The 26,284-nt window shown below is 63.7% G+C and carries 25 protein-coding genes and 1 tRNA gene; 14 read left to right on the plus strand and 12 right to left on the minus strand.

What is annotated here, in order from left to right; translation table 11 throughout:
- Positions 1-110: 110 nt before the first annotated feature.
- Together NRG74_RS07410 and NRG74_RS07415 are read left to right on the plus strand one after the other, a co-directional pair.
- Positions 111-692 carry a hypothetical protein gene (locus NRG74_RS07410; protein WP_017641777.1) on the plus strand — a complete coding sequence of 194 codons (582 nt, stop codon included), beginning with the start codon at positions 111-113 and terminating at the stop codon, positions 690-692.
- A 395-nt stretch (positions 693-1,087) separates the two neighbouring features.
- Positions 1,088-1,309 (plus strand): hypothetical protein, encoded by a 222-nt coding sequence (locus NRG74_RS07415; protein WP_143075217.1) that lies wholly within the window; start codon positions 1,088-1,090, stop codon positions 1,307-1,309.
- A gap of 447 nt (positions 1,310-1,756) precedes the next feature.
- On the opposite strand, the gene NRG74_RS07420 is transcribed toward NRG74_RS07415, so the two are convergent.
- Positions 1,757-1,844: transfer RNA gene (locus NRG74_RS07420), tRNA-Ser, on the minus strand.
- Between the two features lie 127 nt (positions 1,845-1,971).
- Here NRG74_RS07420 and NRG74_RS07425 point away from each other — a divergent pair.
- The 7 genes from NRG74_RS07425 to NRG74_RS07455 all read left to right on the plus strand — a co-directional run bounded on the left by NRG74_RS07425 (position 1,972) and on the right by NRG74_RS07455 (position 6,103).
- The gene (locus NRG74_RS07425; protein ID WP_017641775.1) at positions 1,972-2,640 is read left to right on the plus strand and encodes a Bax inhibitor-1/YccA family protein; all 669 of its coding nucleotides are present in this window, start codon (positions 1,972-1,974) and stop codon (positions 2,638-2,640) included.
- Positions 2,641-2,689: 49 nt separating this feature from the next.
- Positions 2,690-3,085, plus strand: coding sequence for a sulfurtransferase complex subunit TusD (gene tusD / locus NRG74_RS07430; RefSeq protein ID WP_257706173.1), 396 nt, complete (start codon positions 2,690-2,692; stop codon positions 3,083-3,085).
- Between the two features lies 1 nt (position 3,086).
- Positions 3,087-3,443, plus strand: coding sequence for a sulfurtransferase complex subunit TusC (gene tusC, locus NRG74_RS07435; protein WP_257706174.1), 357 nt, complete (start codon positions 3,087-3,089; stop codon positions 3,441-3,443).
- Positions 3,440-3,739, plus strand: coding sequence for a sulfurtransferase complex subunit TusB (gene tusB, locus NRG74_RS07440; protein WP_257706175.1), 300 nt, complete (start codon positions 3,440-3,442; stop codon positions 3,737-3,739). The genes tusC and tusB overlap by 4 nt, the downstream gene beginning before the upstream one ends.
- A 2-nt stretch (positions 3,740-3,741) precedes the next feature.
- Positions 3,742-4,056 (plus strand): TusE/DsrC/DsvC family sulfur relay protein, encoded by a 315-nt coding sequence (locus tag NRG74_RS07445; RefSeq protein ID WP_257706176.1) that lies wholly within the window; start codon positions 3,742-3,744, stop codon positions 4,054-4,056.
- Positions 4,053-5,036: a glycosyl transferase family protein gene (locus NRG74_RS07450; RefSeq protein WP_257706177.1), complete on the plus strand. Its 984-nt coding sequence runs from the start codon at positions 4,053-4,055 to the stop codon at positions 5,034-5,036. The genes NRG74_RS07445 and NRG74_RS07450 overlap by 4 nt, the downstream gene beginning before the upstream one ends.
- A gap of 65 nt (positions 5,037-5,101) precedes the next feature.
- The gene (locus NRG74_RS07455; RefSeq protein WP_257706178.1) at positions 5,102-6,103 is read left to right on the plus strand and encodes a glutathione S-transferase family protein; all 1,002 of its coding nucleotides are present in this window, start codon (positions 5,102-5,104) and stop codon (positions 6,101-6,103) included.
- 3 nt (positions 6,104-6,106) lie between these two features.
- Here NRG74_RS07455 and cysG read toward each other — a convergent pair whose 3' ends face one another.
- From cysG to NRG74_RS07480, 5 genes are read right to left on the minus strand one after another with little or no spacing between them, the layout of a single operon-like run.
- Positions 6,107-7,501 (minus strand): siroheme synthase CysG, encoded by a 1,395-nt coding sequence (gene cysG, locus NRG74_RS07460; protein WP_064308041.1) that lies wholly within the window; start codon positions 7,499-7,501, stop codon positions 6,107-6,109.
- Entirely contained in the window at positions 7,501-8,778 is a 1,278-nt protein-coding gene (gene serS, locus NRG74_RS07465) for a serine--tRNA ligase (protein ID WP_017641767.1), read from the minus strand. Before serS ends, cysG begins: the two co-directional genes overlap by 1 nt.
- 47 nt (positions 8,779-8,825) lie before the next feature.
- Complete coding sequence (locus NRG74_RS07470; protein ID WP_257706179.1) at positions 8,826-10,154, minus strand: replication-associated recombination protein A; 1,329 nt, start codon at positions 10,152-10,154, stop codon at positions 8,826-8,828.
- A 9-nt stretch (positions 10,155-10,163) separates the two neighbouring features.
- Positions 10,164-10,787, minus strand: coding sequence for an outer membrane lipoprotein chaperone LolA (lolA, locus tag NRG74_RS07475; protein WP_257706180.1), 624 nt, complete (start codon positions 10,785-10,787; stop codon positions 10,164-10,166).
- Between the two features lie 17 nt (positions 10,788-10,804).
- Positions 10,805-13,288: a DNA translocase FtsK gene (locus NRG74_RS07480; protein ID WP_017641765.1), complete on the minus strand. Its 2,484-nt coding sequence runs from the start codon at positions 13,286-13,288 to the stop codon at positions 10,805-10,807.
- Positions 13,289-13,543: 255 nt separating this feature from the next.
- On the opposite strand from NRG74_RS07480, the gene aat reads away from it, so the two are divergent.
- The 3 genes from aat (at position 13,544) to infA (ending at position 15,289) form a co-directional block, all read left to right on the plus strand.
- Positions 13,544-14,233 carry a leucyl/phenylalanyl-tRNA--protein transferase gene (gene aat, locus NRG74_RS07485; RefSeq protein WP_017641764.1) on the plus strand — a complete coding sequence of 230 codons (690 nt, stop codon included), beginning with the start codon at positions 13,544-13,546 and terminating at the stop codon, positions 14,231-14,233.
- A 35-nt stretch (positions 14,234-14,268) separates the two neighbouring features.
- On the plus strand, positions 14,269-14,976 hold the full coding sequence (locus NRG74_RS07490; RefSeq protein ID WP_017641763.1) for an arginyltransferase: 708 nt from the start codon (positions 14,269-14,271) through the stop codon (positions 14,974-14,976).
- A 94-nt stretch (positions 14,977-15,070) separates the two neighbouring features.
- Positions 15,071-15,289 carry a translation initiation factor IF-1 gene (gene infA / locus NRG74_RS07495; protein ID WP_002553999.1) on the plus strand — a complete coding sequence of 73 codons (219 nt, stop codon included), beginning with the start codon at positions 15,071-15,073 and terminating at the stop codon, positions 15,287-15,289.
- Positions 15,290-15,360: 71 nt separating this feature from the next.
- Here infA and clpA read toward each other — a convergent pair whose 3' ends face one another.
- Together clpA and clpS are read right to left on the minus strand one after the other, a co-directional pair.
- Positions 15,361-17,631, minus strand: coding sequence for an ATP-dependent Clp protease ATP-binding subunit ClpA (clpA, locus tag NRG74_RS07500; protein WP_093248996.1), 2,271 nt, complete (start codon positions 17,629-17,631; stop codon positions 15,361-15,363).
- 48 nt (positions 17,632-17,679) lie between these two features.
- Positions 17,680-18,036 carry an ATP-dependent Clp protease adapter ClpS gene (clpS, locus tag NRG74_RS07505; protein WP_017641761.1) on the minus strand — a complete coding sequence of 119 codons (357 nt, stop codon included), beginning with the start codon at positions 18,034-18,036 and terminating at the stop codon, positions 17,680-17,682.
- A gap of 221 nt (positions 18,037-18,257) precedes the next feature.
- On the opposite strand from clpS, the gene cspD reads away from it, so the two are divergent.
- The gene (gene cspD, locus NRG74_RS07510; RefSeq protein ID WP_093248999.1) at positions 18,258-18,533 is read left to right on the plus strand and encodes a cold shock domain-containing protein CspD; all 276 of its coding nucleotides are present in this window, start codon (positions 18,258-18,260) and stop codon (positions 18,531-18,533) included.
- Positions 18,534-18,535: 2 nt separating this feature from the next.
- Here cspD and NRG74_RS07515 read toward each other — a convergent pair whose 3' ends face one another.
- Positions 18,536-18,856, minus strand: a complete 321-nt coding sequence (locus tag NRG74_RS07515) for a SelT/SelW/SelH family protein (protein WP_017641759.1) — start codon at positions 18,854-18,856, stop codon at positions 18,536-18,538.
- A 71-nt stretch (positions 18,857-18,927) separates the two neighbouring features.
- Here NRG74_RS07515 and NRG74_RS07520 point away from each other — a divergent pair, with 71 nt between their 5' ends.
- The gene (locus NRG74_RS07520; RefSeq protein ID WP_257706181.1) at positions 18,928-21,126 is read left to right on the plus strand and encodes a patatin-like phospholipase family protein; all 2,199 of its coding nucleotides are present in this window, start codon (positions 18,928-18,930) and stop codon (positions 21,124-21,126) included.
- On the opposite strand, the gene NRG74_RS07525 is transcribed toward NRG74_RS07520, so the two are convergent.
- From NRG74_RS07525 to recQ, 3 genes are all read right to left on the minus strand, one after another.
- The gene (locus NRG74_RS07525) at positions 21,127-23,334 is read right to left on the minus strand and encodes a FimV/HubP family polar landmark protein (RefSeq protein WP_257706182.1); all 2,208 of its coding nucleotides are present in this window, start codon (positions 23,332-23,334) and stop codon (positions 21,127-21,129) included. It abuts the gene before it with no gap.
- A gap of 240 nt (positions 23,335-23,574) precedes the next feature.
- Complete coding sequence (locus NRG74_RS07530) at positions 23,575-24,009, minus strand: MarR family transcriptional regulator (RefSeq protein WP_017641756.1); 435 nt, start codon at positions 24,007-24,009, stop codon at positions 23,575-23,577.
- A gap of 73 nt (positions 24,010-24,082) precedes the next feature.
- Entirely contained in the window at positions 24,083-26,221 is a 2,139-nt protein-coding gene (gene recQ, locus NRG74_RS07535; protein ID WP_017641755.1) for a DNA helicase RecQ, read from the minus strand.
- Positions 26,222-26,284: the final 63 nt, after the last annotated feature.

The raw sequence follows: 26,284 nt of genomic DNA on the forward strand, positions 1-26,284 counted from the left end.
AGCCCGGCAACCGACTCGCGCCCTCATAAATTTAGTGACCTGAATCACATTATTTTGGCATGACGAGTCTGATGGCTTAGACTGCGCGCCTCTCGAAAAAGGAGTTTCGCATGAAGCCATCTCATCTCTTGTTCATCGCCTTCGCCACGCTGCAACTCGCCGGTTGCGCCATCGGCCAGAAGATCGACTACCGCCAGACCGCCCCGCAACTCAGCGTCAAGGCCGACAAGCCGGTTGCCGTCGCGGTACTCGATGAGCGTCCCTATGTGGTCGCCCAAGACAAGGACGCCACCTACGTCGGCAACATCCGCGGCCTCTACTACAATCCCTGGAGCGTCCGCACCTACAGCGGCAGCCCCCTTTCCGCCGACCTGCAGGACGCCGTGCAAAAGGCCCTGGCCCGCGCCGCCATTACCGCCATGCCCAGCCAGGCCAGCGACCGCGCGCCCCAGGGTCAGAAGCTGCTGGTGCTGAAACTGCGGGAATGGAAATCCGACGCCTACATGCGCGTCCGCTTCGACTATGACGTCATCACCCAGGTCCTCGACGACCAGGGCAAGGTGCTCGCCAGCGACGAGATCAAAGGCAGCGGCCCGACCAACAATGTCATCCTCTCGGGCACCCAGGTCCTGGCCAACGCCATCGATGCACCGGCCATCGCTGCCGCCCTGGCCAAGGGCAACACGCCCTGACTGGGACGCCGCACCTCGGCATGAAAAAGCCCGCTTCGCGCGGGCTTTTTCATGCCCACAGGTGCTGGGGCAAGATACGCAGCAGAGCGAATCGCACGGCCATCGAGACGAGCGCCAAGGCGCACGAAAGGTTTCAGCCAGGCTGCAGCGATCAGCGGCTACAGCCTGTCGGAGCAGGAAGACCGGGGTACAAAGTAGTCAGACAGGATCAGGCTAAACCAGTATTCAACCGCCCCGAACGCAACGCTCAGGCTGTGGATTGCGACATCGCGCTGGGCGACGCCTTACTGCAGTTACGGGCCTTGGTTGATCGTGAGAAGCCAACGACCTCCGCACTTCTGCCGCCTGCAGTTGTCAGACCACCTCATTCGACGTGACCCTGCTAGGCAAGCAACATGAATGCACCTGTGAAAGAACAGAAGGTGATCAATGCGATTGCCATAGGAACCTGCGTAGCAGCAATGGTCTTGCTGTTGAGCTTCGCTGAAGCCACAATCGCGGCCAATAGCTGGGTACCGCAGCCCAATACCGAAACTGAAAAGGATACTTCAGTTGCGCTATCAATTGACAAGGACAGTGACGCTCTTCGAGTCGAGGCCCCACGGCCGGCTAAATAGCGTCCCGCTTAAATCTGCACTCATTCGTCCGAGATCGCTTACCAGCGATCAGGGCCTACTGGCGCTCACCCTGGGCGCCATGTGTATTGGGCTGGCAACCATCTTCGTGGTGGCCATGGTAGCCTGCTGACGATGGTGCTTGACAAGGGTCGGTAGCTTCGGTGGGTAACCGATAGTTTGGCGATGCTTTGCACGCCCTGACTCAAGCCGTCCTGCCTGCTCATCTCACAAGGCAGTTTCCAACGATCGCACTCAGCTCAGCCCTCGCTCTCGTGCGGGGCCTGGGTTGCCGCGATGCCCAACCTCATCGGGGCGGGTGCTATAGAAGGTCAGGCCTCGGCGCTGTTCCCAAAGAACTTTGGAACTCCTCCTTTTCACTCGCCCAACAGGTCTTGAAATTCGACCCTGCAGACAGCAAAAAGCCCCGTAGGAACGGGGCTTCGAAGATGGCGGAAGCGCAGAGATTCGAACTCTGGGACCCTTGCGAGTCGGCGGTTTTCAAGACCGCTGCCTTAAACCACTCGGCCACACTTCCGTAAGAGGGGCGCATAGTACCTGATGGCAACACACTGTCAAACACTCGCAAGCGATCCTTAAGCAACATTTGCTATCTTCGGGGTCGTACGGTACATCACACCGTTAAATTAGCTTTGGAGTACACCATGAACGAGCGTCAATACGCCTACAACCCTGCCATCGCGCAACCGCGGGACGTCAGCCGTGTATTGCGCAACACCTACGCCCTGCTGGCCATGACCCTGGCATTCAGTGGCTTGGTTGCCTTCGTCTCGCAGCAGATGCGGCTACCCTACCCCAACATCTTCGTGGTACTGATCGGCTTCTACGGCCTGTTCTTCCTGACCATGAAGACCCGTAACAGCGGCTGGGGGCTGGTCAGCACCTTCGCCTTGACTGGCTTCATGGGCTACACCCTGGGCCCGATCCTGAACATGTACCTGGGTCTGCCCAACGGCGGCAGCGTGATCGCTTCGGCTGCCGGCATGACCGCCCTGGCCTTCTTCGGTCTGTCGGCCTACGCGCTGATCAGTCGCAAGGACATGAGCTTTCTCGGTGGCTTCCTGATGGCGGGCTTCTGGATCCTGCTGGGCGCCGTGGTGCTGTCCTTCTTCGTCCAGATCAGTGGTCTGCAACTGGCCATCAGCGCGGGCTTCGTGCTGTTCGCCGCCGCGGCCATCCTGTTCCAGACCAGCGCCATCGTGCACGGTGGTGAAGACAACTACATCATGGCTACCATCACCCTGTACGTCTCGATCTACAATATGTTCATCAGCTTGCTGCAGATCTTTGGATTCGCCAGCAATAACGATTGATCATCGGCGGTAGCCCAAGAGGCCCGCTTCGGCGGGCCTTTTTACATCTATGAAATTTGCCATCGTTATCCTTTCCCCGCCCCAGGCGCCTTCGGCCCGTCGGGCCCTGCGCTTCTGTGAGGCACTGCTGGCCGGGGGTCATGAGCTGTCGCGACTTTTTCTCTATCGCGATGGCGTTCATAACGCCTCCTACGCCACCGTCAGTGGCCAGGACGAGTCGGATCTACCCGCGCGCTGGCGTGAGCTGATCGAACGTCACCAGATCGACGCCGTGGTCTGTATCGCCGCCGCCCTCAAACGTGGGCTGCTGGATGAAAACGAGGCACGGCGCTATGAACGTGAGGGCGCGGTGAACGTGCGGGCGCCCTGGCAGCTGTCCGGTCTGGGCCAACTGCATGAGGCGGTGCAGGACGCTGATCGCCTGCTCTGCTTTGGAGGCGACTAGCATGGCCAAGAACACCCTCGTCATCTCCCGCCAGCCCGCACTGAGCGGCCCCGGTCCGCGCGAGGCCCTGGATATCGTACTGGCCGGCGGTGCCTTCGAACTGCCCCTGGCGCTGCTGTTCGCCGGTCCTGGCGTGACCCAGTTGCTGACAGCCGACAGCGTTGCCTTGGAGCAGAAGGATCTGAGTGCCAATCTCTCCGCGCTGCCGTTGTTCGGTGTCGAGGCCATCTACGCCGAAGCCACCGCCCTGCAACGTCTGGGCATCACGCCCGAGCAGTTGCCCGCTTGGGTGACGCCACTGGAGCCCGAGGCCCTGGCAGGGCTGATCCACGACCATGACCAGGTGATTTCCATTTGACTACCCTGCACCTGTTTTCCCGCTCGCCGCTACTGGACGCCGGCGCGCTAGATGGGCTCGCCTGGGTGCGCGACGAGGACGCCGTCCTGCTGACGGGAGGCGCCGTCGAAGCGTTGCGCCCAGGCAGCGTCGCGGCAGCGCTGTTGATACAGCTTCCCGCCAAGACGACCCTCTATGCCTTGGCGGAAGACGTCCAGGCACGGTGCCTGCAACCCGAGCGCGCCGTGACCTTGATCGACTACCCCACTTTCGTCGACCTGAGCGTGAGCTGCGCCAAGGTCATCAGTTGGACCTGAGTATGGCCCCTCTCGACCTCGACCCCGAAGGCTACCTGCGTGATCTCTCCCAGTGGAATCCCGAGGTGGCCCAGTACCTGGCACTCAAGGAGGGCATCGAGCTGACCGATCGCCACTGGCAGGTGCTGCAGGCGCTACGCGACTTCTACGCCCAATTCCAGCTTTCGCCGGCCAACCGGCCACTGATCAAGTACATTGCCCAGACACTGGGCCCGGAACTGGGCACCAGCCTCCAGCTCAACCTGCTGTTCAAGGGCGCGCCAGCCAAGCTCGGCGCCAAACTGGCCGGCCTGCCGAAACCGGATAATTGCCTATGACCTTCACCACGCCCGAAGAGCATCCCTTCGCCGTCTATGTCCGGGCCCTGGGCAAGGGCAAGCGCGGCGCGCGCAGCCTGACCGAGGCCGAGGCGGAAGCGGCCATGGGCCTGATTCTCGACGGCCAGGTCACCGATGCGCAGCTCGGTGCCTTTCTCATGCTGCTGAGGCACAAGGAAGAAAGCGCCGAAGAGCTGGCCGGCTTTACCCGCGCCGTCAGGGCGCGGCTGCAGCCGCCAGGCTTCGCCGTCGACCTCGACTGGCCCTCCTACGCCGGCAAGAAGCGTCACCTGCCCTGGTACCTGCTGGCGGTGAAATGCCTGGCCGGCAGTGGCGTGCGGGTGGTCATGCATGGCGGCGGCACCCATACCGCGGGCCGACTCTATACCGAGCAATGCCTGACCGACCTGGGCATGCAGAGGGTCGATAGCTGGCAGGACGCCGGCACCCTGCTCGACCGAGGCCAGCCGGCCTTCCTACCCCTGGCGGCCTGGATGCCCGAACTGCAGCGGATGATCGATCTCAAGGCCGAGCTCGGCCTGCGCTCGCCGATCCACTCCCTGGTCCGGCTGCTCAATCCCAGCCAGGCGCGTTGCATCCTGCAGAGCATCTTCCACCCGGGTTACCAGGAGGTCCACCGCGAGGCCAGTCGCCTGCTGGGTGACGACAGCATCGTCATCAAGGGCGAAGGTGGCGAAGTCGAGCGCAATCCCGATGTCATCGCCCACCTCTATGGCACCCGTGGCGGTGAAGCCTGGGACGAAAGCTGGCCGGCGCTGACCGAGCGCCGCCAGGTCAAGCCGGAGCGCCTCGACCCGGCGTTGCTGGCCACCACTTGGCGCGGCGAGGCAGAAGACCCCTATGGCCGTCTGGCGGTCATCGCCACCCTGGCCGTGGCCCTCCGCGCCCTGGGTCAGGATCAAGTCAGCGCCCAAAGCGAAGCCGAACGCCGCTGGGAAGCGCGCGACCGCTCGCTCTGACGTCGCCTCAGGAACCCGGGGCGGCTCCCCGGGTTCCTAACCGCAACGCAGCGGAGGATGACGATATGGGCTTGTTGGTCGATGGACAGTGGCAGGACCGTTGGTACGACAATGGCAAGGATGGCCATTTCAAGCGAGAAGAGGCCCAGCGTCGTGACTGGATCGCTCGCATCGAGCAGGCCATTCCCGAAGGGGTCTCGCGCTACGCACCGGAGGCCGGTCGCTACCACCTCTATGTGTCCCTGGCCTGCCCCTGGGCTCACCGCACCCTGATCTACCGCAAGCTCAAGGGCCTCGAAGAGCTGATCGGCGTTTCAGTGGTCAGCTGGTTGATGCGCGAGGAAGGCTGGACCTTCGATACAGCCAAGGGCTCCAGTGGCGACGAGCTCTATCAGCTCGACCGCCTCTACCAGCTCTATCAACGCGACCAGGTCGATTACACCGGCCGGGTCACCGTACCGGTGCTCTGGGACCGCCAGGAAGAACGCATCGTCAGCAACGAATCCGCCGAGATCATCCGCATGTTCAATGGCGCCTTCGACGAGCTGACCGGCAATTGCCTGGATCTCTACCCCGAGGCCCTGCGCAGTCGCATCGACGCCCTCAACGACCGCATCTATCCGACGGTCAACAACGGCGTCTACCGAGCTGGCTTCGCCACCACCCAGGAGGCCTATGAAGAGGCCTTCGACGAGGTCTTCGCCACCCTGGACGACCTGGAAAAGCTGCTGCAGACCCAGCGCTATCTGACCGGCGAATGGCTGACCGAAGCCGATTGGCGCCTGTTCACCACCCTGATTCGCTTCGATGCCGTCTACCACGGTCACTTCAAGTGCAACCTGCGGCGCATTCGGGATTATCCGGCGCTACAGGGTTGGCTGCGCGAACTGTATCAGTGGCCGGGGATCGCCGAGACCGTCGACCTCCAGCACATCAAGCACCATTACTACAGCAGCCATACCCAGATCAATCCGACCGGCATCGTGCCCAAGGGACCGGCCCTGGAGCTGGATCTGCCCCCTGGCCGCGAGGCCCTGAGCAGTGCCGGCATCCAGGGCGCGGCTTGAGGATCAGACCGCCGTCTGGGCACCTTCGAACCAGGCCAGCTTCTCGCGCAGCGCCACAACCTCGCCGACGATCACCAGGGTCGGCGCATGCACCTCATGCTCTGCGACCAGCTGCGGCAGATCCTGCAAGGTACCGGTGAACACCCGCTGATTGAGCGTGGTGCCCTGCTGCACCAGCGCAGCCGGTGTGGCCGGGTCCTTGCCGTGGGCGATGAGTTGCTCGCAGATGGTCGGCAGCCCCACCAGTCCCATGTAGAACACCAGGGTCTGCCCCGGCGCCACCAGATCGGTCCAGGGCAGATCGGCCGAGCCGTCCTTGAGATGACCGGTGACGAAGCGTACCGACTGGGCATGGTCGCGGTGCGTCAGGGGAATGCCGGCATAGGCCGCACAGCCACTGGCCGCGGTGATGCCCGGCACCACTTGGAAAGGAATGCCTTCAGCCGCTAGCTCCTCGATCTCTTCGCCACCACGGCCGAAGATGAAGGGATCGCCGCCCTTGAGCCGCAGGACCCGCTTGCCTTCCTGGGCCAGCTTGACCAGCAGGCGATTGAGATCGTCCTGGGGCACCGCATGCTCGGCGCGGCGCTTGCCGACATAGATACGATCGGCGTCGCGCCGGCACATGTCGAGGATGGTCGGAGCTACCAGGCGGTCGTAGAGCACCACGTCGGCCTGCTGCATCAGCCGCAGGGCGCGGAAGGTCAGTAGATCCGGATCGCCGGGACCGGCGCCAACCAGATAGACCTCGCCGCGAAAGGTGGCCGTCTCGCTGGTCAGCTTGGCTTCCAGCAGTTGTTCGGCGGCCTGGGGCTGGCCGGAAAAGACCTTTTCCGCGACCTCGCCCTGGAACACTTCTTCCCAGAAGATGCGTCGCGCCTGCAGATCGGCGAAACGCGTCTTGACCCGGGCGCGGAAGCGCTGCGCCAGTTGCGCCAGCTGACCGTAGGTAGCGGGGATCCAGCTCTCCAGCTTGGCGCGCACCAGGCGGGCCAGCACCGGAGCATCGCCGCCACTGGAAATGGCGATCACCAGCGGCGAACGATCGACGATGGCCGGGAAGATCACGGTGCACAGTTTGGGCGCATCCACCACGTTGACCGGCAGGCCCAGGGCCTGGGCATCGTGGGACACCGCCTCGTTGACCGCGTCGTCATCGGTGGCCGCGATCACCAGGCAATGCCCGGCGAGCTGGTCCGCCGCATAGCGCTCGACCCGGCAACTACCGCCCCGCGCCTCGACGAAGGCACGTACCTCCGGCTCGATCTCCGGCGCCACCAGGGTGATGCGGGCACCGGCTTCGGCCAGCAGCACGCTCTTGCGCAGGGCGATGTCGCCCCCGCCGACCACCAGCACCGGACGGCCATCGAGCTTGTGGAAGAGCGGTAGGTAATCCATCAGCCGATGACCTCGAGGCCACCCATGTAGGGCTTGAGTACCTCGGGGACGCGGATGCTGCCGTCAGCCTGCTGATAGTTCTCCAGCACGGCGACCAGGGTACGACCCACGGCCAGGCCAGAGCCGTTGAGGGTGTGCACCAGCTCGGGCTTGCCCTCGGCGTTGCGGTAGCGGGCCTGCATGCGGCGCGCCTGGAAGTCACCGCAGTTGGAGCAGGACGAGATCTCGCGATACTTACCCTGGCTCGGCACCCAGACTTCCAGGTCGTAGGTCTTGGTGGCGCCGAAACCCATGTCGCCGGTGCACAGCGACAGCACCCGGTAGGGCAGCTCCAAGCGCTGCAGCACGGTCTCGGCGTGGCCGGTCAGTTCTTCCAGGGCCTGGAAGGAGGTACTCGGCTCGACGATATGGACCATCTCTACCTTGTCGAACTGGTGCTGGCGGATCATGCCGCGGGTGTCGCGACCCGAAGCCCCGGCTTCGCTGCGGAAGCAGGGGGTATGGGCGGTGAACTTCAGCGGCAGGCGCTTGGCGTCGAGGATCTGGCCAGCGACCAGGTTGGTCAGAGTGACCTCGGCGGTGGGGATCAGGTAGAGATCGCTCTCGCCTTCCCGGCCGATCTTGAACAGGTCTTCCTCGAACTTGGGCAGCTGACCGGTGCCCTGCAGGGTCTCGGCCTGCACCAGGTAGGGGGTATAGGTCTCTTCGTAGCCGTGCTCACCGGTGTGCAGGTTGAGCATGAATTGCGCCAGGGCACGGTGCAGACGGGCGATGGGACCGCGCATGACGGCGAAGCGAGCGCCGGAGAAGCGTGCGGCGGTCTCGAAGTCCAGCCAGCCGTGGGTCTCGCCCAGGGCGACGTGGTCCTTGATCTCGAAGTCGAAGTCGCGCGGGGTGCCCCAGCGCCGGACTTCGACGTTGTCGTCTTCATCCTTGCCGACCGGCACCGAGGCGTCGGGCAGGTTGGGCAGGCCCAACAGCAGGGCATCCAGCTCGCCCTGGACCAGATCCAGCTCACGCTTGGCTTCTTCCAGCTCACTGCCCATGCGATCGACTTCGGCCAGCAGCGGCGCGATGTCTTCACCGCGCGCCTTGGCCTGGCCGATGCCCTTGGAGCGGGCGTTGCGCTCGGCCTGCAGGGTCTCGGTGCGGGTCTGCACGGCCTTGCGACGAGCTTCCAACGACTCCACCAGGCTGACGTCGAGGACGTAGCCACGGGTCGCCAGGCGTGCGGCCACCTCCTCGGTTTGGGTGCGAACCAGTTTCGAATCAAGCATGTCCGTGTCTCTTGCTTAGGAATGGGGGCAGCCGCGCCGGCCAGGCGTCAGGAACGCGGCCGGCGCTGGCGCGGGCTGGACCGGTCGAGGTCCGCCAGGTGCTGCAGTTTATCGCGGATCTTCAGCTCCAGCCCACGGGGAACCGGCTCATAGTAACGGCGCGGCTCCAGCTCTTCGGGAAAGTAGTCCTCGCCCGCGGCATAGGCTTCCGGTTCATCGTGGGCATAGCGGTATTCGTCGCCGTAGCCGAGGTTCTTCATCAGCTTGGTCGGCGCATTGCGCAGGTGCAACGGCACCTCGCGCGAGCCGTTCTGGCGCACATCGGCCAAGGCGGCCTTGTAGCCCATATAGACGGCATTGCTCTTGGGCGCGCAGGCCAGATAGACGATCGCCTGGGCGATGGCAAGCTCGCCTTCCGGACTGCCCAGGCGCTCCTGGACATCCCAGGCGTCCAGGCAGAGGCTCAGGGCGCGGGGATCGGCATTGCCGATGTCTTCGCTGGCCATGCGCACCACCCGCCGGGCGATGTACAGCGCATCGCAGCCACCGTCGATCATCCGAGCGAACCAATAGAGAGCGCCATCAGGATTCGAGCCCCGCACCGACTTGTGCAGCGCGGATATCTGGTCATAGAAGGCCTCGCCGCCCTTGTCGAAACGCCGGCGCTGATCGCCGAGCAGACTCTGGAACAGCTCGGCATCCAGGACGCCACCGTCCTCGGCCAGGTCCGCGGCGTTCTCCAGCAGATTGAGCAGCCGCCGGCCATCGCCGTCGGCGGCCGCCAGCAGCAGCGCCAGGGCATCGTCGGGCAGGCTCAGGCGCCGATCGCCCAGGCCCTTGGCGCTGGTGAGGGCGCGCTGCGCAAGGCCGCCGAGCGCCTCGTCGTCCAGACTCTTGAGCACATAGACCCTGGCCCGCGACAGCAGCGCGTTGTTGAGCTCGAAGGAGGGATTCTCGGTGGTCGCCCCGATAAAGATCAGGGTGCCGTCTTCGACATAGGGCAGGAAGGCATCCTGCTGCGACTTGTTGAAGCGATGCACCTCGTCGACGAAGAGGATGGTGCGCCGGCGATACTGGGCAGCCTGCTGCTTGGCCACCTCCACCGCATGGCGGATCTCCTTAACCCCGGAAAGCACCGCCGAGAGCGTTTCGAAGTGGGCATCGGAAACCTGGGCCAGCAGCCGCGCCAGGGTGGTCTTGCCCACCCCGGGCGGCCCCCAGAAGATCATCGAATGCAGCGCACCCTGTTCCAGCGCCTCGCGCAGGGGCTTGCCCCGCGCCAGCAGGTGTTGCTGACCCGCGTATTCATCGAGGCTCGCGGGACGCATGCGGGCAGCCAAGGGCTGCCCGACGGGTGCGGTGCTGAAGAGATCCATGGGGTGCGATCACTCCTGGATGACGTCGGCTCCCTTGGGCACCTGGAAGGTGAACTGGGACGCGGCCACCGGCTCGTTGAGCTTGACGTTGAAGAAGAGGATGTTGGTTCTCTGACCGGCACCGTCGATCAACTGCATGTCGTTGATCACGCCATTGCGGAACGACAGCCGCAGGCTGTCGAACAGGGTGTCCTTGGTCTTGGGCTTGAGCACGAAGTCGACGACGTTGCCGGCGTCCTTGCTGGTGACGTCGAAGCTGCTTTCGATCTTGGAGATGTCACCCGACAGCAGCAGCGCCGGAGTCTGGGTCAGGCGCAGGTCCAGCTTGCGGATGGTGACCTGCTCCAGGTCCGGGTCGTACAGCCAGACCTGCTTGCCGTCGGACACCAACAGTTGCTCCTGGGGCGCATCGGAATGCCAGCGGAACAGCCCGGGACGCTTGAGGCTCATGTTGCCGGCGGTTTCCTGCAGCCGGGTACCCGAACCATCCAGGGTCAGCTGCGAGAAACGCGCGGTCAGGGTCTGGGCCTTGTCCAGCAGTTGCGACAGGCGACCCACCGACGCCTGGTCGGCATGGACGGAAAAGCTTACAGCGGCCAAGGCGGCCAAGGCGAAGCAACGCAGCTTGTGCATCGAAGTCCTCATGGATGTCAGTCTCTCACCGGAGCAGGCGCTGTGACCTCGCGCGAACCGTTGGTGTTCATGGGCGATACGACACCGGCCATTTCCATGGTTTCGATCATCCGTGCCGCCCGGTTGTAACCGATCTTGAGCTTGCGCTGAACCGCGGAGATGGACGCCCGCCGGCTCTCGGTGACGAAACGCACCGCTTCGTCATAGAGCGGATCGTCCTCGTCGCTCTCCCCGCCTTCGCCGCCACCACCGTCGAAGCCCGCACCACCGCCCTCGTCCGGGCCGCTGAGGATGTCTTCGATGTAGTCGGGTGCGCCCCGCTCCTTCCAGGCCTCGACCACGCGATGGACCTCGTCGTCGGACACGAAGGCGCCATGGACCCGGATCGGCAGACCGGTACCCGGCGGCAGATAGAGCATGTCGCCGTGACCGAGCAGCTGTTCGGCGCCGCCCTGGTCGAGAATGGTCCGGGAGTCGATCTTGCTCGACACCTGGAAGGCCATCCGCGTGGGGATGTTGGCCTTGATCAGACCGGTGATGACGTCCACCGAGGGGCGCTGGGTGGCCAGGATCAAGTGGATACCGGCCGCTCGCGCCTTCTGCGCGATCCGCGCGATCAGCTCTTCGACCTTCTTGCCGACGATCATCATCATGTCGGCGAATTCGTCCACCACCACGACGATGGTCGGCAGTGTCTTCAGCAGCGGCGCCTCGTCGTCCATGCTCTCGCGACGATAGAGCGGATCGGTCAGCGGCGTACCCGCTTCCTCGGCGTCTTTCACCTTACGGTTGAAGCCGGCCAGGTTACGCACGCCCATGGCCGCCATCAGCTTGTAGCGCCGCTCCATCTCCGCCACGCTCCAGCGCAGGGCGTTGGCGGCTTCCTTCATGTCGGTCACGACCGGGCAGAGCAGGTGTGGAATGCCCTCGTAGATCGAGAGTTCCAGCATCTTGGGGTCGATCATGATCAGGCGCGCGTCTTCCGGACTCGACTTGAACAGGATCGACAGCAGCATGGCGTTCACGCCCACCGACTTACCGGAGCCGGTGGTACCGGCCACCAGCAGGTGTGGCATCTTGGCCAGGTCGGTGATGACCGGCTTGCCACCGATGTCATGACCCAGGGCCAGGGTGACGGGCGACTTGGCCGCCGCGTACTCGGGCGACTCGAGCACTTCGGAGAAACGCACCATCTGGCGATCTTCGTTGGGAATCTCGATACCCACGGTGGTCTTGCCGGGAATGACCTCCACCACCCGCACACTGAACACGGCCAGCGAGCGCGCCAGGTCCTTGGCCAGGTTGGAAATACGACTGACCTTGACGCCGGCCGCCGGCTGAATCTCGAAACGGGTGATCACCGGACCGGGATGGACGCTCTCCACGATCACCTCGACGCCGAACTCCTTGAGCTTGACCTCGAGCAGGCGCGACATGTTCTCGAGGAATTCCGGCGAATAGCTCTGCTGTTTCTTCTCGGCGCGATCCAGGATCGACAGCGGCGGCAGCGTACCTTCCAGATCCGCGTCGACCCGGACCACGGCAGCCGCCGGCGAATAGGGCGCGGGGGCCGGTGCTGGCACCGTCTTGCGTGGCGGCGGCGTGGGCGCGGCGACATTGGCAGGCGCTGGGACAGGCGCGGCAGCCACAGGCGCGGACTCGGGTGCTTCGGCGACAAAGCGACTGGCCGCGGGCATCTCGATGCGCGGCGCGGCGCGCTCCACCCGTGGGGGCGGTGCGATGTCGAGCAGGTCATCCAGGTCTTCGTCGGCGACCGGAACCGGCACTTCGCGGGCCTTGCTCTTGCGCGCAACCGGCGGCGACACCGGCTCGTCGAAGGTGTCCAGCTCCGGGGCCTGACGGCGACCGCCGGCCAGGCGGCTGAAGCCACCCTGCACCAGATCCAAGAGATCCAGCACCACCTTGCCGGTGAAATCCATCACCTTGAACCAGGACAGATCGGTAAAGACCGTCAGTCCCAGCAGGAAGAGCGCGAGGAACAGCAGCGTACTGCCCTGGACATTCAGGGCGGCGACCGACAGCTGCCCGAGGCTCTCGCCCAGGGCACCGCCCGCCGATGCCGGCAGGGCGGACACGGCATGGAAATGAATGTAAGCGAGCACCGAACCCGAGATCACCAGCAGCACCAGGCCGGTCAGGCGCCAGGAAAATAGCCAGCCGCTCCACTCCCAGGGCAGATGCCGCTTACGGAAGATCTGCCAGGTCTTGACGGCGAGCAGGACGGGAAACACGAAGGCGAAATAGCCGAGTGCCATGAACAGCACATCGGCCAGCCAGGCGCCGGCGCGGCCAGCGGTGTTATGGACCTGGTCGATGCGACTGGTGTGGGTCCAGCCCGGATCGGAAGGGTCGTAGCTCAGCAGAGCCATGAGTAGATACAGGCACAAGGCGGCCAGTGCGATGAGCACCACCTCCTTGAGACGATAATGCAGATGCTCACGCCATTGGTTGACGTGGCTGACAGAACTGGATTGCTTCAAGCGCGCTTTTCCCGCACACGGAACGTGTGACCGTGAATCAAAAACAGTGCGCCATTCTAGATCGTCCGGGCCCTGGTTCTACAGTCCCGCAACGAAACATGGCACGATAGCGGACGGTCGTACCGGAACCGCCTTCAGGCACAACATTGGAGCATTCTTTCGTTGTCCTGACAAAGAGTTATGACGATTTCTTGAGCTTGTTACGCACAAGCTCATACCCTCAGCTTCCTGTATCAGAAGGCGCCCTCCCCTACCATGGTGAAATGGCTGACCCGCGAAAGCCCTGACTTCCCGCCCCTGCAGCAGGCGTTGCGCGAACCCAACGGCCTGCTGGCGATCGGCGGCGACCTGAGCGCGGCGCGTCTGGTCAATGCCTATCGTCACGGCTGCTTTCCCTGGTATCAAGCTGGCCAACCCTTACTCTGGTGGTCGCCGGATCCCCGTACGGTGCTCTTCCCGCCGGACCTGCATGTCTCCCGCAGTCTGGCGAAGACCCTGCGCAAGACCCCACTACGCGTCACCTACGACCAGGCCTTCGCTCAGGTGATCCTGGCCTGCGCCGGTCCGCGACGCGATGCCGACGGCACCTGGATCACCGCGGAAATGCGCCAGGCCTACCAGGAATTGCATGCCCAAGGCTGGGCCCATTCCGTGGAGGTTTGGGACGGCGATCAGCTCGTCGGCGGGCTCTATGGCATCGCCATGGGCAAGCTATTCTTTGGCGAGTCCATGTTCAGCCATGTCGACAACGCCTCCAAGATCGGCTTCGTGACCCTGGTACGGGATCTGGCGGCCTGGGGCTTCGTGATGATCGACTGCCAGATGCAAACCGCACATTTGCAGAGCCTGGGCGCGAGCAGCCTGTCACGGGAACGCTTTGCCGATTACCTGGCCAAATACCTGGATCAGGCCAGCATGGCCGCCTGGCCTACCTCCTGCGGGTGACTTACACTCAGGCCAGGCTTATGTAGAGATTCGACATGACCGAGCTGGCGAGACTCAAGTTTTACGCAACCCAGCCTCACGCTTGCAGTTACCTGCCCAACGAGCAGGCGACCACGCTGTTTCTCGACCCCTCGCAGCCCATGAACGGTCAGATCTACGCCGAGCTGTCCGAGCTGGGCTTTCGCCGCAGCGGCGATCATCTCTACCGCCCCCACTGCCAGCTCTGCAAAGCCTGCGTTCCCGCGCGCATTCCCGTCGCTCGTTTCCGCCCTAGCCGGAAGCAGAGTCGAGTGCTCAAGCGCAACCTCGACATCAAGGTCACCCGCTGCGACCCGGGCTTTACCGAGGAGCGTTACCAGCTGTACGCCCGCTACATCAGCGAACGCCACGCCGACGGTGACATGTTCCCGCCGAGTCGAGGCCAGTTCTCCACCTTCCTGGTCAGCCATCTGCCCTACGCCTTCTTCTACGAGATGCGCGTCGAGGACCGCCTGATCGGTCTTGCCGTCACCGACGTGCTGCCCAATGGCATGTCGGCGGTCTATACCTTCTACGACCCCAGCGAAGAAAAGCGCAGCCTGGGCGTGTTCGGCATCCTCTGGCAGATCGCCGAAACCCGCCGCCTGGGGCTGAATGCGGTTTATCTCGGCTATTGGATCAAAGGGTGTCGCAAGATGTCCTATAAGACCGAGTATCGCCCCATAGAGCTCTTCGTCAACCAACGCTGGGTCGCCCTGGCCTGATGAAATAGCGCTTTTTCTGAATTTCTGTCAGAATATGGGCCTTTTTCGCCCGGACTGCTCTGGGCCTATCTTGTCACCGAGGGCTTTTCTATATATGTCGAAAGAAGACAGCTTCGAAATGGAAGGTACTGTCGTCGACACCCTTCCCAACACCATGTTTCGCGTGGAGTTGGAAAATGGGCACGTCGTCACCGCGCACATCTCCGGAAAGATGCGTAAGAACTACATCCGCATCCTGACGGGCGACAAGGTTCGCGTGGAACTGACGCCTTACGATCTGAGCAAGGGCCGGATCACCTACCGCGCGCGCTAAGCGGATCCTTTCATGAAAAAGCCCGGCTATGCCGGGCTTTTTCATGAGCGATTGTAAATCGCGACCTGCCCTCAGGCAGGTTCGGCCGTGGTCTCGAACTCGAATTCCAGCTCGTCGTCCACCGCATCGATATGAACGATGCCGCCATGGTCAGCCAGTTCCCCGAACAGGATCTGCTCGGCCAGCGGCCGCTTGATCTTGTCCTGGATGAGCCGCGCCATGGGACGAGCGCCCATCTGCACGTCATAACCCCGTTCCGCCAGCCAGCCACGGGCAGCATCGCTGACTTCGAGCTGTACACGCTTGTCTTCGAGTTGCGCCTGGAGTTCGGTGAGGAACTTGTCGACGATGCTCTTTATGACTTCGGTGCTCAGGCGGCCAAATTGGATGATGGTATCCAGACGGTTGCGGAACTCCGGCGTGAAGCTCTTCTTGATGACTTCCATGGCATCGGTGGTGTGATCCTGCAGCGTGAAGCCAATGGACGCGCGTGAAGCGGTTTCGGCACCAGCGTTGGTGGTCAGGATCAGGATCACATTGCGGAAGTCGGCTTTACGGCCATTGTTGTCCGTCAGGGTGCCATGGTCCATGACCTGCAGCAGCAGGTTGAACACTTCCGGGTGAGCCTTCTCGATCTCGTCGAGCAGGAGCACGCAGTGCGGGGTCTTGGTGATGGCCTCGGTCAGCAGACCGCCCTGATCGAAACCGACATAACCGGGAGGCGCGCCGATGAGACGGGACACGGTATGCCGCTCCATGTACTCGGACATGTCGAAGCGTACCAGCTCCACACCCATGGCCTTGGCCAGCTGCCGCGCCACCTCGGTCTTGCCGACACCCGTAGGCCCGGCGAAGAGGAAGGAGCCGACCGGCTTGTCCGGCGATTTCAGACCGGCACGAGACAGCTTGATGGCGGTGGACAGGGATTCGATGGCCAGATCCTGACCGAAGACGGTCAGCTTGAGATCGCGCTCCAGGTTACGCAGCAGTTCCTTGTCGGAGCTGTTGACGGTCTTGGGGGGAATCCGTGCGATCTTGGCGACGATGTCCTCGACCTGCTGGACATCGATGCGCTCGGCACGCCGGTCTTCGGGCTGCAGGCGCTGGTAAGCACCGGCTTCGTCGATGACATCGATGGCCTTGTCGGGCATGTGCCTGTCGTTGATGTAGCGCGCGGCCAACTCGGCTGCTGCGCGCAGCGCCTCGTCGGTGTACTCGATGTGGTGGTGCTGTTCGAAGCGCCCCTTGAGGCCACGGAGGATGCCGTAGGTGTCATCCACCGACGGCTCGACGACATCGACCTTCTGGAAGCGCCGCGCCAGTGCCCGGTCCTTCTCGAAGATGCCGCGGAATTCCTGGAAGGTGGTCGAGCCGATGCAGCGGATCTCACCGGAGGACAGCAGCGGCTTGAGCAGGTTGGAGGCGTCCATCACCCCACCCGAGGCAGCCCCGGCACCGATGATGGTGTGGATCTCGTCGATGAAGAGCACCGCATGGGGGCGCTTCTTCAGTTCCGCCAGCAATGCCTTAAATCTCTTTTCGAAATCGCCGCGGTACTTGGTACCCGCCAGCAGGGCGCCAAGATCCAGGGAATAGACCACGCTGTCGGCCAGCAGGTCAGGCACCTGGCCATCGACGATGCGCTTGGCCAGGCCTTCGGCTATGGCGGTCTTGCCGACGCCTGCCTCACCCACCAGCAAGGGATTGTTCTTGCGACGACGGGCCAGGATCTGAGCGACGCGCTCGACTTCCTGCTCGCGACCGACCAGCGGATCGATACGACCCTGACGGGCCTGCTCGTTGAGATTGCTGGCATAGGCTTCGAGCGGATTGTTGGAGGAGCTGGGCTCAGCACCCTCCTCCTCGCCCGCATCCTGGTCCTGCTCGGCTTCGGGCGCAGCGCCGGGGACCTTAGAAATACCGTGGGCGATGAAGTTGACGACGTCGATCCGGGCCACGCTTTGCTGCTTGAGCAGAAACACCGCCTGGCTTTCCTGCTCACTGAAGATCGCCACCAGCACATTGGCGCCGGTCACTTCGCGCTTGCCCGAACTCTGCACATGGAAAACTGCGCGTTGCAGAACGCGTTGGAAGCCCAGCGTCGGCTGGGTCTCGCGCTCGTCATCCTGCTGTGGGATCAGGGGCGTGGTGGAATCTATGAATTCCAACAGATCGCGGCGCAGGCGATCGATGTTGGCGCCGCAGGCTCTCAACACGGTGGCGGCCGCTTCGTTATCCAACAGCGCCAGCAGGAGGTGCTCAACGGTCATGAATTCATGACGCTTCGTCCTCGCCTCCTTGAAGGCGAGATTCAGGGTGACTTCGAGCTCACGATTCAACATAGCTTCACCTCATAGCCCAAGCAGCACAGTAGCCCAAGCAGCACAGATCTAACTTTCGATTTCGATTTCACACAACAGCGGGTGGTTGCACTCCCTCGCATATTGATTGACTTGCATGGCCTTGGTTTCAGCGACATCGCGAGTAAATGTTCCGCAGACCGCCTTTCCCTGGGTATGTACGGTAAGCATCACTTGGGTAGCGGCCTCGCGGTTCATGCTGAAATAGCTCTCCAGCACCTCTACGACGAACTCCATGGGGGTGTAGTCATCGTTATACATCAGAACGCGATATCTGGCTGGCCGTTTTAGCGCAGGTTTTGCCTCCTGCACCGCCAGGCCACCGTTGTCGCCGTCCTGATGTTGGTTGTCGTCCGCCGCCAGTCGGATGGGGTCGATTACACGCATTCTGATCGATTCCGAATTACGGGATGAATAGCAGGAAAAAAAGAGCTTGATCCACGTCTCAGCCGCCTAGTGCCTCGCCTTGACTAAGGCTGAAAGGGTGTTACAAACATCCTGTACCGACGAGGTACCAAGGGTTCCGTTGTAGTGGCGTCTGTGTGGATTCACTGGAACTGTAGTCGAATGATACTCCAGGCTTGGAGTCCTTTGCAGAGGGAGCCGGTATGCTCAGTGGCAAGGTCAAATGGTTCAACAACGCCAAAGGATATGGCTTCATCGTTGCAGATAACAGTGATGAAGACCTATTCGCTCATTACTCGGCCATTCAGATGGACGGTTACCGCACACTGAAGGCGGGCCAGGCGGTCAACTTCAATATCGTTCAGGGCCCCAAGGGCCTGCACGCCGTCGAGATACGCGCGGCCGAAGTGAGCGCACCTGCCGCTGCGCCGGCCACCAACGCTCTCGATGTACGGGACACGGTCAGTACGGAAGCCTGATCTCACGCCCCTTCGGGGGCGCCATCTCCCCCGTCGCGCCGCTGTCCTTCGCCGTGACCCAGATCGCGTTCCGGAAACATCAGGTCCCTGACCCGGTTCTTCAGCGTTCTGGCGTCGGGAAAGCCGCCGTCTCTCTTGCGCTCCCAGAGCACCTCCCCGCCACAGGCGATCTCAAAGACGCCACCGGTTCCCGGTAGCAGCGTAACCCCACCCAGATCGGTACCGAAGGTGCTGAGCAGTTCCTGAGCCAGCCAGCCCGAGCGCAACAACCATTGGCACTGGGTACAGTAGTGGATGGTGATGAAGGGTTTGGCGTCCGCCACGATACACCTCGCAAGGCCTGGGCTCCCTATAATACGCAGCCCCCGATCCTGTCCGCCATGTGGTCCATCCTATGCGCCCGTTGCTGCTGGTTGCCTGCCTTCTGCTGTCCACTCTGGCCTGGAGCGCGCCGCCGACCAAGGTCGGACTGGTGCTATCCGGCGGTGCCGCGCGGGGACTGGCGCATATCGGCGTGCTCAAAGCCCTGGAAGAACAGGGCATTCAGGTGGATGCCATCGCTGGCACCAGCATGGGTGCGGTGATCGGCGGACTCTATGCCGCCGGCTACAGCGCCGAGGAGCTGGAACGCATCGCCCTGGAAATGGACTGGGGCCAGGTGCTCTCCGACCAGCCACCGCGCAAGGACGTGCCCTTTCGCCGCAAGCAGGACGACCGGGATTTCCTGATCAAGCAGAAGCTCAGCTTTCGTGACGACGGCACCCTGGGCCTGCCCATCGGCGTGATCCAGGGGCAGAACCTGGGGATGATGCTGGAAAAGCTGTTCGTGCATACCAGTGACACCCGGGATTTCAATCAGCTGGCTATCCCCTTTCGCGCCGTGGCCACGGATATCACCAGCGGCGAGAAGGTGGTCTTCGACCATGGCCACCTGCCCCGGGCCATTCGCGCCAGCATGTCGATTCCGGCGGTATTCGCTCCGGTGGAGATCGACGGCCGCCTGCTGGTGGATGGCGGCATGGTCGACAACATTCCCATCGATGTCGCCCGTGACATGGGTGCGCAACGAGTGGTCGTCGTGGACATCGGCACTCCCCTGCTCAAGCGCAAGGACCTGACCACGGTACTCGACGTGCTCAATCAATCCACCACCCTGATGACCCGCAACAATTCCCAGGCGCAGCTGGCGACGCTGGGCAAGCAGGACCTGCTGATCCAGCCGCCGCTGGCCAGCTATACCAGCGCCGACTTCAGCGAGGTCGAGGCACTGATCGATGCAGGCTATCGGGCGACCATGGCCATGGCGGGCGAACTGGCGGTGCTGCGCAAGGACGCGCACGGCGAACGCTCCACGGCGGTCGCGGCCGCGCGCACACCCAGCAGCCGCACCCCGGTCATCGACGCGATCCGCATCGAGAACGACTCCAAGGTCGAGGACGAGGTCATCCGGCACTATATCCGTCAGCGACTGGGCGAGCCGCTTAATGTCGAGCGCCTGCAGGACGACATGAGCACCCTCTACGGCCTGGACTATTTCGACCAGGTGGAATACCGCATCCGCCGAGACGGCCCCGGCGACAACGTGCTGGTGATCTATGCCCGCGGCAAGCGCAGCGGCACCGACTTCCTGCGACTGGGCCTGAATCTGTCGGACGACCTGCGGGGTGACAGCACCTTCAACTTCGGTGCCAGCTATCGCGTCAACGGCCTCAATCGCCTGGGCGGCGAATGGCTGACGCGGGTGCAGATCGGCGATCATCAGGAGCTCTACAGCGAGTTCTACCAGCCGCTGGACGTCGGTTCCCGCTACTTCATCGCGCCCTACGTCGGCGGCGAGGCCCGCAACATCGAACAGCTGGAACGCAACGACCCCGTCGCCGAATATCGGCGCGAACGCTATGGCTTCGGTCTGAACCTGGGTCGGCAGATCGGCAACAAGGCCGAGGTACGGCTGGGTATCGGCCACGACTGGGGCAGTACCAAGATGCATGTCGGACCGCGCGATACGCCGGAGGAATCCTTCACCGAAAGCTTCTACGAATTGCGCTATTCCCTGGACGATCTGGACGACGTGAACTTCCCGCGTGAGGGCCAGGACCTGGCACTGACACTCAAGCAATTCGATCCAAGCCTGGGCTCGGATTCGCGCTACCGCCAACTGGATCTGCACCTGAACAAGGCGCTCAGCTACGGCTACAACACCTTGGTGCTGGGTGGCGGTCTAGGGCGGACGCTGTCGACCGACAGCGACACCAATGTGGTGACCAGCAGCTTCCTGCTGGGTGGCGCCTGGCAACTTTCCGGCTATCGGCAGGACGCCCTGTCCGGCCAGAACTACGGTCTGGCGCGGCTGATCTACTACCACCAGCTCACCCAGAGATCGCTGTTTCCGCTGGACACCCCGGTCTATCTGGGCGGCAGCCTGGAAAGGGGACGGATCTGGAATCGGGATGACGACTACGACAGCGGCAACATCAGCGCGGCCAGCCTGTTCCTCGGACTGGACACGCCCCTGGGACCGCTCAAGTTCACCTATGGTCTGAGCGACCAGGGCCAGCACGCCTTCTACATCAACCTGGGCAACAGCTTCTGATCAGGCGATCCGGGAGAGCAGGATCTCGGCCCGTTCGCGCTGGCTGTCACTGCCTTCGCTGACGATTTCCTGCAACAGCGAGGTGGCGTGCTGGACGTCACCCTGGTCGAGACAGGCCTCGGCCTCGGCAAACCGCCGGGCGATGGTATCGGCCATGAAGTGCTCATCGAGACTCAGGTCCAGTTCCATGACCGCAGGCAGCTCACCGAGTCCCTCGGGGAAATCGTCCTCCAGGGTGACTTCCAGGGCGTCGGCCTGCTTCCAGCCGGAATCGGCGTCCAGCTCTTCGGTCAGGGCAATGGCTTCATCCAGACTCAGATCCGCCAGATCCAGATCATAGTGCTCCTCGGTCACCGGCGCGGGTACCGCCGGCTCGGCGAACTGCAATTCCGCCGACCATTCGCTGGCCGGCGCATCGAAGGCTGGCAGGTCGAGGTCCAGATCGTCCTCTAGCAGGGGCTCCACCGGATCGGCGGACATCCCGGGAAACTGGGCATGCAGGACCGCCAGACTCGCCGCCACGCCTCCCAGCGCCAGAAAACGCTGTTCGTGCTCCCTGAATGCCGGAGCCTCGCCCAGGGTGGCCAGCACCCGGAGCAGCAGCAGCCGCAGATCCTGGCGCCGATCATCTTCGGCCAGGCCGCTTTCCAGCACTTCCCGCGCCTGGCCGTAGCGGCCATAGGCGATGTAGATCTCCGCACGACCGGCATGATCGTCGACCGGCGCCGGGCTGGCAGCGACGGCTGTGGGCTTGGCCTTCGACTTGGCGATCACCGGCTGAGTAGCGGCCAGCACAGGCTCAGGCAAGGGCTCGACCATTTCGACACTTTCGACGTCACCCGCGTCGTCGAAGACGACGTCTTCCGCCTGCCGCCGGCGCCACCAGAGCACACCGGCGAGGGCCAGCAGGGCCGCGCCACCCGCTAACAACAGCGAGCGCAGTGACAACAGACCTTCGTCGGTGCTGCCCGCGGTAGGACTGGAGGCGACGGGCGCCGCCTGAGCGGCAGGGCTTTCCGGTGCCGGCGTCGCGGGTACGGGCGTCGGCGTGGCCAGGGCCACCGAACGCGCCTGCTTCAATTGCTGCTGCAGACCTTCACGGTCCTGCTGGAGCTGCTCGATCATCACCTCTTTCTGTGCCAGCAATGCGTCGTAACGCTCCTGCAGCTGGGTCAGCTGACCTTCCAGGTCGCCAACCTGACGCCCGAGGTCCTGCGTCACCAGCAGGGGCTTGGTGTCTTCGGCAGAGCTTCCGGCCGGCTGCGGCGCCGCTACTGGAGGCGCCACTGATTCCGGTGCCGGTGCCGGCGCAGCGACGGGTGCTGCGGCCGGTGCTGGCGCAGCAGGTGCAGGTGCCGGTGCCAGGGCGGGCGCCGTGGCGACTGGTGCGGCGGGTACCGGGCTGGGTGCGGGCGGCGTGGTCCTGGCGACTGCCGGCTGCCGCGGCGCAGGTTCGCTGACACCCACGGGCAGGCGCAGGCGCTGACCGGCCTTGAGTCGTCCGGGATCATTGTTGGCGAAGGACGCCGGATTGAGGGCGAACAGATCGGCCATGAGCTGCTCGGCCGATCGATTGGCCATTGGCCCCAGGCGCTTGGCGATGCTCCAGAGGGTATCCCTGGGACGCGTCTGGTAAACGCCCTCCCCAGCGGCTAGGTCTGGCGAGGGCGCCAGCCCCTGGCGCGGTGCAGATACGGTTTGGCGGACCATCGGATCGGCGGCCGGGGCAGCGGCGCGAGCGGACGCCGCCTGGACGCGCGCCGGGGCGGTACTGGCGACGCTGGTGGGCGTGCCACCACTGCGCGGTGGATCCACCAGCAGGGTGAATTCGCGCAGCTGCTTGCCACCCGGCTGCTCGAGCTGAACGATGAAGCCCAGATAGGGCTCGACCAGTGAGCGGCGGGAGGTCACTTCGACATAGCTGCCCGCCGCCGTGCGCAGGTGCGGAGTGAACTTCAGATCGTCGAGGAACTGAGTGCGATCCACACCGGCTTGGGCGAACGCCTCGTTCGCCGCCAGGTGGATGCGGAAGTCCCCGGCATCGGCATCGCCGAGGTTGACCAGCTCGATCCGTGCACGCAGGGGTTCGTTGAGAGCTGACTGCAGGGTGATGCCCCCCAGGCCGAGCGCGAGCGCCGCTTGAGGAAGAGTGGTCAGCGCAGCGGCCGACAGGATGACAAAGGCAAGGGGACGGCGTTTCGCGACCATGGATACCGCTGCGTCAGGTATTCGAAGAAACCGGTGTTTTAGCGCGGTGGCTCACAAAAATCGCCTCCGCCACGCTGGAACGTAGCATCGATACCGACAGACGGCAAACCGATGACCAGCAGCGCGAAAAGGACGGCTGCGGATGGGATGGAGCGCTAGCGGCGATGCCAGACGCTCCGGCCAGATCCAGTACCTGTGCTGGGTGGAGGTACCCGGACGGAGCGAGCCGCCAGACGGCGGTCAGCCGCGCTCGAGATTGGCGAGGACGCGCTGATGCACCTGCTGGCAGATGGCGATCTCTTCATCGTCGAGACCACTGAGCAGCTCCTTGCGCAGGGCCTCGGCGATGGTCTCGATCTTCTCGATCAGCGGACCGGCTTCCTGGGTCAGCATGATGCGCTTGGCACGACGGTCCTCGGTGACCGCCAGGCGCTTGACCAGCCCCTGCTTTTCCAGGCCATCCAGCAAGCGGGCCAGAGTCGGCCCCTCGATACTGATGCTCTGGGCCAGTTCACGCTGGGTGGGCTGGACCCCCTTCATCCGCGCCAGGTTCAGCAACACCTGCCAGCGCGCCTGAGACAACCCCAGGTGACTCAGGCGACGGTCGAGCTCGGCGCGCCAGGCACGGGAGACATGAAAGATCTGGCGGCCGAACAGGTGTGGATCGGTAGTCATTCAGGCTAAACCTTGTACTTGGATTTTCTCATTATTCTGGGTGTAGGCCCTGCGGAGCAACCGCCGTCCTCAGCTAGTCGGCCAACTCGGCCTGCAGGGCAGCCCGCACACAGTACAGCGCGCCACTGGTCACCCGCCCTTCGAAACGCGGGGCGATCTGGGCTACCGGCGGCAATTCGCCTTCGTCTTCGAGGAAGGCATCCTGGATTTCCGCCAGCAGCTCCTCCGGCAGGTCCAGGGCCTGCTCCAGAGCGATCTGCTGTTGGGCAATGGCTTCGGCCAATAGTGCATAGACATTCTTTTCAGAGCAATTCAGTTGGCGCGCGGCCTGCTCCGGGGTCATGCCGGCGCGTACCAGCGTCAGCACCTCGTGACGCACGTCGGCGACCGGAGCCGGCGCCGCGCCACCGTCATTGAGAGCGTCGAGAAAGGCCTGGCCATAGCGCTCCAGCTTGCGGGCACCCACACCGCTGACGCGACTCATCTCGTCCAGCGAGCGCGGCTGGCTGCGCAGCATCTCCAGCAGGGTGGCGTCGGGAAAGATCACATAGGGCGGTACCGAGTGCTCTTCGGCCAGCTTGCGTCTCAGGGTGCGCAACACTTCCCACTGCTCGCGTTCGTCGGCACGTACCAGCTGGCTGGCGGCGCTGGCCGAAGAGCCGCTGCTCGTGCCACGCCCGCGCTGAGGCTTGGGATCACGACGCAATTCGATGCGGACTTCGCCGCGCAGCAGGGGTCGGCAGCTTTCGGTCAGGCGCAGGCCGCCATAGCCGTCGACGTCCACCTCGGCCAGGCCACGGGCGACCAACTGGCGGAACAGGGTGCGCCACTCGTCTTCGCCGCGCGCCTTGCCCAGGCCGAAGACCGCCAGGCGTTGATGGCCGAGACTGACGATCTTCTCGGTCTCGCGACCGAGCAGGATGTCGACCAGGTGCCCTACCCCGTAGCGCTGACCGCTGCGGTAGATGGCCGACAGCGCCTGGCGCGCCGGCTCGGTGGCATCCCAGGTCTCGACGGTGTCGATGCAGTTGTCGCAATGGCCACAGGGCTGCGGCAGGTGCTCGTCGAAATAGGCCAGCAGCACTTGGCGCCGGCAGCGGGTTTCTTCGCACAGGGCCAGCATGGCTTCGAGCTTGTGCCGCTCGATGCGCTTGTGGCGCTCGTCACCTTCGGAGTTCTGCATCATCTGCCGCAACAGCAGTACGTCCTGCAGGCCGTAGGCCATCCAGGCGTCGGCGGGCAGGCCATCCCGCCCGGCGCGACCGGTTTCCTGGTAGTACGCCTCCAGGCTCTTGGGCAGATCGAGGTGGGCGACGAAGCGCACGTTGGGCTTGTCGATACCCATGCCGAAGGCGATGGTGGCCACCATGATCAACCCTTCCTCGTTGAGGAAACGCTTCTGGTTGGCGGCGCGGACGTCGTTGGGCAGGCCAGCGTGATAGGGCAAGGCGGGGAAGCCCTGATTGCTGAGCTGCTCGGCCACCTCCTCCACCTTCTTGCGCGACATGCAGTAGACGATGCCAGCATCACCGCGACGCTCGGCGAGAAAGGCCAGCAATTGCTTGCGCGGCGCTTCCTTGGGCACGATGCGGTAGAAGATGTTGGGGCGATCGAAGCTGGAGAGAAAGCGCTCGGCCTCTTCCAGGTGCAGGCGACTGGCCATCTCCTCACGGGTGCGGGAATCCGCGGTGGCGGTGAGCGCCAGGCGCGGCACGTCGGGGAAGTGTTCGGCCAGTTGGCCGAGCTGCATGTATTCCGGGCGGAAGTCATGCCCCCACTGGGACACGCAGTGGGCTTCGTCGATGGCGAACAGGGCGATGGGCAGGCGCTTGAGGAAATCCAGCATGCGCGGCTGCACAAGGCGCTCGGGCGCTAGATAGAGGAGCTTGATCTCACCGCGCTCCAGCTGCGCGGCGACGGATCTCTGCTGTTCGCCGGTCATGGTGGAGTTGAGCGCGGTCGCTGACACGCCCAGTTCCAGCAGGGTGGCGACCTGGTCGTCCATCAGCGCGATCAGCGGCGAGACCACCACGGCCACGCCGGGCCGCAGGAGGGCCGGCACCTGGTAGCACAGGGACTTGCCGCCGCCCGTGGGCATCAGCACCAGCGCATCGCCACCGCTGGCCACACGCTCGATGATCCGGGCCTGGTTGCCACGGAACGCGTCGTAGCCAAAGACGTCTTTAAGGATGCGCAGCGCAGGTTCTGACATGAAGCCTCCTCGAATGGAAAGGCCATTATACGGATGCCGAGGTCGCTGCGGCGGTGCTTTTCC

The organism is Pseudomonas oryzihabitans (genome assembly GCF_024652905.1).
GTDB lineage: Bacteria > Pseudomonadota > Gammaproteobacteria > Pseudomonadales > Pseudomonadaceae > Chryseomonas > Chryseomonas benzopyrenica.

Bases quoted from the DNA above. Each gene is read 5' to 3' on its own strand.
- cysG (WP_064308041.1), bottom strand. From the start codon at position 7,501: ATGGATTACCTACCGCTCTTCCACAAGCTCGATGGCCGTCCGGTGCTG.
- NRG74_RS07455 (WP_257706178.1), top strand. From the start codon at position 5,102: ATGGGCTTGTTGGTCGATGGACAGTGGCAGGACCGTTGGTACGACAAT.
- infA (WP_002553999.1), top strand. From the start codon at position 15,071: ATGTCGAAAGAAGACAGCTTCGAAATGGAAGGTACTGTCGTCGACACC.
- NRG74_RS07415 (WP_143075217.1), top strand. From the start codon at position 1,088: ATGAATGCACCTGTGAAAGAACAGAAGGTGATCAATGCGATTGCCATA.
- NRG74_RS07530 (WP_017641756.1), bottom strand. From the start codon at position 24,009: ATGACTACCGATCCACACCTGTTCGGCCGCCAGATCTTTCATGTCTCC.
- clpS (WP_017641761.1), bottom strand. From the start codon at position 18,036: ATGCGTGTAATCGACCCCATCCGACTGGCGGCGGACGACAACCAACAT.
- serS (WP_017641767.1), bottom strand. From the start codon at position 8,778: ATGCTTGATTCGAAACTGGTTCGCACCCAAACCGAGGAGGTGGCCGCA.
- tusD (WP_257706173.1), top strand. From the start codon at position 2,690: ATGAAATTTGCCATCGTTATCCTTTCCCCGCCCCAGGCGCCTTCGGCC.
- NRG74_RS07520 (WP_257706181.1), top strand. From the start codon at position 18,928: ATGCGCCCGTTGCTGCTGGTTGCCTGCCTTCTGCTGTCCACTCTGGCC.
- tusC (WP_257706174.1), top strand. From the start codon at position 3,087: ATGGCCAAGAACACCCTCGTCATCTCCCGCCAGCCCGCACTGAGCGGC.
- NRG74_RS07445 (WP_257706176.1), top strand. From the start codon at position 3,742: ATGGCCCCTCTCGACCTCGACCCCGAAGGCTACCTGCGTGATCTCTCC.
- NRG74_RS07425 (WP_017641775.1), top strand. From the start codon at position 1,972: ATGAACGAGCGTCAATACGCCTACAACCCTGCCATCGCGCAACCGCGG.
- NRG74_RS07410 (WP_017641777.1), top strand. From the start codon at position 111: ATGAAGCCATCTCATCTCTTGTTCATCGCCTTCGCCACGCTGCAACTC.
- cspD (WP_093248999.1), top strand. From the start codon at position 18,258: ATGCTCAGTGGCAAGGTCAAATGGTTCAACAACGCCAAAGGATATGGC.
- lolA (WP_257706180.1), bottom strand. From the start codon at position 10,787: ATGCACAAGCTGCGTTGCTTCGCCTTGGCCGCCTTGGCCGCTGTAAGC.
- NRG74_RS07470 (WP_257706179.1), bottom strand. From the start codon at position 10,154: ATGGATCTCTTCAGCACCGCACCCGTCGGGCAGCCCTTGGCTGCCCGC.
- recQ (WP_017641755.1), bottom strand. From the start codon at position 26,221: ATGTCAGAACCTGCGCTGCGCATCCTTAAAGACGTCTTTGGCTACGAC.
- aat (WP_017641764.1), top strand. From the start codon at position 13,544: ATGGTGAAATGGCTGACCCGCGAAAGCCCTGACTTCCCGCCCCTGCAG.
- clpA (WP_093248996.1), bottom strand. From the start codon at position 17,631: ATGTTGAATCGTGAGCTCGAAGTCACCCTGAATCTCGCCTTCAAGGAG.
- NRG74_RS07490 (WP_017641763.1), top strand. From the start codon at position 14,269: ATGACCGAGCTGGCGAGACTCAAGTTTTACGCAACCCAGCCTCACGCT.
- NRG74_RS07450 (WP_257706177.1), top strand. From the start codon at position 4,053: ATGACCTTCACCACGCCCGAAGAGCATCCCTTCGCCGTCTATGTCCGG.
- NRG74_RS07525 (WP_257706182.1), bottom strand. From the start codon at position 23,334: ATGGTCGCGAAACGCCGTCCCCTTGCCTTTGTCATCCTGTCGGCCGCT.